The organism is Kitasatospora sp. NPDC033851 (assembly GCF_055576085.1).
In genome coordinates this window covers 1-4,702 of the sequence record NZ_JBVIRL010000084.1, presented here as the reverse complement: position 1 = coordinate 4,702, position 4,702 = coordinate 1, and the positions used below count along the sequence as shown (strand labels likewise).

Annotated in this window: 5 protein-coding genes and 2 pseudogenes; 4 read left to right on the top strand and 3 right to left on the bottom strand. The window is 66.4% G+C overall.

What is annotated here, in order from left to right; genetic code table 11:
- Positions 1-95 precede the first annotated feature (95 nt).
- Positions 96-634 (bottom strand): annotated as a pseudogene (locus tag ACZ51D_RS43440) (winged helix-turn-helix domain-containing protein); the annotation flags it as partial.
- A gap of 78 nt (positions 635-712) precedes the next feature.
- A pseudogene (locus tag ACZ51D_RS43435) lies at positions 713-1,087 on the bottom strand (transposase); the annotation flags it as partial.
- A 357-nt stretch (positions 1,088-1,444) separates the two neighbouring features.
- On the opposite strand from ACZ51D_RS43435, the gene ACZ51D_RS43430 reads away from it, so the two are divergent.
- From ACZ51D_RS43430 to ACZ51D_RS43415, 4 genes are all read left to right on the top strand, one after another.
- Entirely contained in the window at positions 1,445-1,984 is a 540-nt protein-coding gene (locus ACZ51D_RS43430) for a hypothetical protein (protein ID WP_465626820.1), read from the top strand.
- 71 nt (positions 1,985-2,055) lie between these two features.
- Complete coding sequence (locus tag ACZ51D_RS43425; protein ID WP_465665826.1) at positions 2,056-2,340, top strand: hypothetical protein; 285 nt, start codon at positions 2,056-2,058, stop codon at positions 2,338-2,340.
- Positions 2,337-2,534 carry a hypothetical protein gene (locus tag ACZ51D_RS43420; protein WP_465665830.1) on the top strand — a complete coding sequence of 66 codons (198 nt, stop codon included), beginning with the start codon at positions 2,337-2,339 and terminating at the stop codon, positions 2,532-2,534. The genes ACZ51D_RS43425 and ACZ51D_RS43420 overlap by 4 nt, the downstream gene beginning before the upstream one ends.
- A gap of 301 nt (positions 2,535-2,835) precedes the next feature.
- Positions 2,836-3,126, top strand: a complete 291-nt coding sequence (locus ACZ51D_RS43415; protein ID WP_465665825.1) for a hypothetical protein — start codon at positions 2,836-2,838, stop codon at positions 3,124-3,126.
- Positions 3,127-3,317: 191 nt separating this feature from the next.
- On the opposite strand, the gene ACZ51D_RS43410 is transcribed toward ACZ51D_RS43415, so the two are convergent.
- Positions 3,318-4,544 carry an IS110 family RNA-guided transposase gene (locus ACZ51D_RS43410; RefSeq protein ID WP_465665828.1) on the bottom strand — a complete coding sequence of 409 codons (1,227 nt, stop codon included), beginning with the start codon at positions 4,542-4,544 and terminating at the stop codon, positions 3,318-3,320.
- Between the last annotated feature and the right edge of the window lie 158 nt (positions 4,545-4,702).

Here is a 4,702-nt window from a genome sequence, read left to right as displayed (position 1 = left end):
ACCGGCGCGTCACCAGCGCACCGGAGTACGGGCAGAGCACGTCAGCTGATCAGCATGACGCTCCGTCACCGCATCACGAAAATCTTGACTGAACCCATCGACTGCCCGGCTTCGTCCTCGAAGACGAGCCAGGCCCCGCGGGCCGCCGCGACGCTTTTACCCGCGGCCACGTCTCCTTCTTCCACAACTCGACGGCCGCGTCATCACGCTCGATCGCCCGGCGGGCCGGCTGCTGCCAGGACCAACCGTGCCGCTTCAGCAACTGCCAGGTCCCCTCCACCGTGTAGCTCACGTGGAACAGGCGGCCGATCAACGTCTTCACCCGCGCGAGTGTCCACCGCTGGTCCGCCCACCCGTGGACCAGCGGCCCACGCTCCAACTCCCGTTCCAGCCGGGTGATCTGGGCATCGGACAGCTTCGGACGACCGGGCGAGCCCTTCGAGGCGATTCCCGTTGCGCCGCCCTCGCGCCACTGCCGGCGCCAGCGCTCCACCGAGCGCACACTCACCCGCAGCGCGGCCGCGATGTCCCGGCTCTTCTCCCCGGTCTCGAAACGTTCCACCGCCTGCTGCCGGATCCGCTCCCGCGCGGCTCTCTCCGCGTCGGTCAGACCGCCGCCCTGTGCATACCTCACAGCACATGACTACCGGGGCCAACCCTCCGCCGGCAGGCGAACGCTATTGCTTCACCCATCCGAGCGACATCACGGATTCAACTTCAGTACGAAGGAGTAGGGCCAGCCGGGGATCAGCTGGTCCGCGCTGCGGCCGCGCCCGTAGACATGGCAGAACAGGCGGTCATCGCTGGTCGGCGCGTCGGGGCGGAGCCAGTTAGAGACATCGACGGCCAGGGCGATGCGCCCGTCAGCGAGACGGGGTATCGGAAGGGCAGCCAGCGCGCGGCGCAGTCGGGCGGGCTCGAGCCAGCCCCGGTCCAGCGCGGCGTACATCGCGCCGTGCCCACGCCGATGCTCGGCCGCCAGCGACAGGTCCACCAGCGTCCTGACCGGCCCGTCCGTGCACAGCAGCGCGTCGGTGAGCTCGAAGAGCACGTCCGCACGCGTGTACAGGCACTCGTAGAAGTCCATCCGAAAGCGGGACAGCACACCCCACTGCTCGACGGCGGGCAGTTGCACAGGGAGACTCGTCACCAGCGGCCGTTCCTTCAGCTTCGTTACTCGACATCTCGAAGCGTGAGGGGCGGCCGCCTCTGCTGTCTCGCGAAGAACCGCAGATCAGCAGGTTGGGTGACCTGCGAGGTTAAACAACAAGCTCAGTGGTTGTTGTCGTTCCGATCTTGGGCGGTGCTGATCGAACGTGAGTCTTGATCAGGCGCTTCGGCAAGGCCTCGGGCAGCAGCAGATCTAGGCCGAGCGGGGGCGCGATCACATCGCCAGATGGTAACTATAGTTGTCATCCCTGGAGTCGTGAACTATAGTTGTCGCATGATGCTGCCTGAGATCACCCGAGAAGAACAGGTAGAACTCGACAAGGCTCTGTATGAGGCCTTGAACCCATTGGCCTCGGCCATTCGCTCTCGAGAGACCGGGCTTTCCGCGGACCGCATGTGGGACGCGGACCCCGTAGCGGTGGCCCTGTCGGTCCTTGCCGCTTGGAGAGCGGTGGACGCGGAGGTCAAGCGACTGACCGCGAACGCGGCAGCGACGGCCGGCTCCTATGGGGCAAGTTACGAGCAGTTGGGAGCCGTGTGGGGCATCACCCGTCAGGGCGCCCGCAAGAAGTGGCCCGACGCCATCACCCGCCCGGCGCTTCCGACAGCGCGCCCGACCAACCTTGAAATCTTCGGCGGGACTGCCGAACTGGTCCAGGCGCCATCCGGCGGCTGGAGCTGGACGGGCGAGGGCGCAGACGGAGCATTTGGTGCGGCCGGCGACGGGGCGTGCTACGCGACCGCGGAGGAAGCCGCAGCCCATGCGGGCGCATTCCTCAAGGAGCATGCAGCTGACACTGTGGGCCAGCCCTGAGCGACTGGTATCGCTCCGATCTTGAGGGGTGCCGGTTGAACGGGAGTTGACCCCGACGGCCCGGCACGCTGGTGAACACCGGCACCGACAGCGAGGGCGCTGCCGCCGACCTCGCCGACGCCCTCGAAGGCTTCGCCCAGGCTGCCCCCGCCCCCGGCGCAGGCGCCGACGTCTGGCTGACCATCGGCACCCCCTACGAACTCGAACAGCGCACTCTCCGCATCCCCGCCGGCGTCGCCGACTGGATCACCGAGCTGCTCCGCGACGAGACCCAGGCCTTGGAGGCCGGCCGCCACAGCGCCGACCACGGCCACGACGACGGCCAGGACACCGTCCCCGAACCGGCTTGGTGGTGACCCGCCACCGCCGACTGGCCGGCGTGGTGTCGGTGCGGGCTGGAAAGCTGACCACCATGGACGACGAGGCACTGCTGCGAGGCCGGGTTTACGGAGCTGATCACGACGACCCCAGCCTGGGCACGACTACCGCGAGCTGGTCGGTGGCCCGCTCGACGGACACGGACGGGGACGACGAGGCGGGAGCGGACTGAGTCTAAATAAACTTCCAACCTTCTTGAAAGTTGATTCGCCCACCATCCCAGACGCCGAACGGCTACAGGACCTGAGTGCGCCGAGATCACATCGGCTCCGACACCGATTGCTTAGAGCCTTCGACGGTGCTCTCATTGAGATGAGGGCGCGCACAACGGATACAACGGCCATGTGCGGGAACTCGAAAGCGTTCTCGACTCGACAAAAGACTGCACATGGGGCGCCTTGACTTGGCGCCGATCATCTCCCTGCCCGTTTGTGTACGAAATAATTGGCTCACACTCTTAGTGGGGTGTTGTGATGGCATTCTTGTGGATCCAAACGCGCCAGATGACGCTCAGCGACCACTTGGGTGATGGAATTGAGGAGTTGAAAGGAATTATAGGGAACCTCTTGGAGGAAAATGGGCTCACGGACGTCAAGGTTACGCAAGATGAGGTCGCTGGCAACAAGGACGACATCCACCTCAGCGTCCTGCATCTTCCCATCGCCGACCGCACCTTCTATCAGCAAGTCATAGGCGCGGGTGAAACCGACGTCACGCGCAGCGTCGTTGAAAGTATCGCCACTAATCTAAAGACCCTCGATTAGAATTTCCTACTTACCGGGTTGAACTGGCGATGTCGGCGATCAGTCCGGTCGCAGCCAGGCGGCCGTCGATGAGCTACGGCCGGTACTGGATTTTTTGTGAGCCACGCCTGACCGTCCGCACGAGGCAGGGGTGTTTCAAAGTCCCGGCGATCATGTAGACCGGCTGGTCAGACACCCCATGACGTTTGAGGTCAAGCGGCAGGGAGTTGGGCGTGATGCGACCAGGCGATCGCTTCGTCGTAGTGGGTGCGGGTCTTGAGGCAACCGTGGAGGATGCCGACGAGCCGGTTACCGACCTGGCGGAGGGCGGAGTTGTAGCCGGCTTCCCGGGCGCGCTGCTTGTCGTAGTAGCGGCGGGCGCCGGGTGAGGCGCGCAGGGCGGAGGATGCCGGGCGCTGGAGAGCGTCGGCGAGCCGGTTGTTGCGCACGTAGCGGGCCTGGACGTTATGGCTCTTGCCGGAGGCTCGGGTGACGGGGCTGGTTCCGGCGTAGTTCTTGCGGGCCTTGGCGGAGCTGTAGCGGGTGGGGTCGTCCCCGAACTCGGCGAGCACCCGGGCGCCGGTGATCTCCCCGATGCCGGGCATCGAGAGGTAGATCTCAGCGTCCGGGTGCGCGAGAAAATGCGCCTTCACCTGCTCTTCCATCGTGGCTATCTGCTCGTTCAGCGCGATCAGGAGACGGGCGTGGGCGGTCGTGGCGGCCGCGTAGGCGGCGGCCACCGGCCCTGGCAGCTCCAGCTGCTTCTCGCGCAGCGCGGCCTGGATCGCCCCGGCCTTCTGGTCCCGGTTGTGTCGCCGGGCCCGGGCCAGGACCGCGGCGATCTGGGTGCGGGTCAGCTTCGTCGCTGCCTGCGGCGTGGGCGCCTTGATCAGCAGTTCCAGCGCGTCGGTGCTGGTCAGCTCCAGGCTCGCGTAGGCGTTCAGAGCGGCGGGGAAGTACTCGCGCAACGTGTTGCGAAGCCGCTGGAAGGTGCGGGTGCGCTCCCAGATCAGGGTCTGGTGGGCCCGGGCGACGACCTTGACGGCCTGGACCTGGTCGCTGTCGCCCGCGATCGGCCGCAGTTGGTCGCGGTCGATGCGGACCATGTCGGCCAGCGCGTGGGCGTCGCCCTTGTCGCTCTTGGCACCGGAGGTGCCGTACCGCTCCTTGAAGCGGGCGACCTGCCTGGGGTTGATCGCGTAGACCTGGTAACCGGCGGCGATCAGGGCCTGCACCCAGGTGTCGCGGTCCGTCTCGATCCCGACGAACACATCGGCCGGGTCGGGCTCCTCATCGGCGTGTTTGGCCACGACCTCGTGGAACCTGGCGATCCCCTCCGCGCCCTCGGGCAGCCTCGCGGTTGCGAGGCGGCGGCCGGTGGCGTCCTGGATCTCGACGTCGCGGTGGTCCTCGGCCCAGTCGTCGCCGATCAGCAGCAACTTCTTCCTCCCCATCCGGTACTTCCTGGTCGTGCAGCCCGCGGAAGATACGGCACGCGGCCTAATGAGCCTTCGCCATCTTCGAACATGCTGGTCGGAGGGGCTGGCGTGACGGTTGTCCGGGGTGCTCGTCCTGGTCGTGGGCGGGAGTCTGCGGT

Coding starts and splice junctions, on each gene's coding strand:
- ACZ51D_RS43430 (WP_465626820.1), top strand. CDS start 1,445: ATGATGCTGCCTGAGATCACCCGAGAAGAACAGGTAGAACTCGACAAG.
- ACZ51D_RS43415 (WP_465665825.1), top strand. CDS start 2,836: ATGGCATTCTTGTGGATCCAAACGCGCCAGATGACGCTCAGCGACCAC.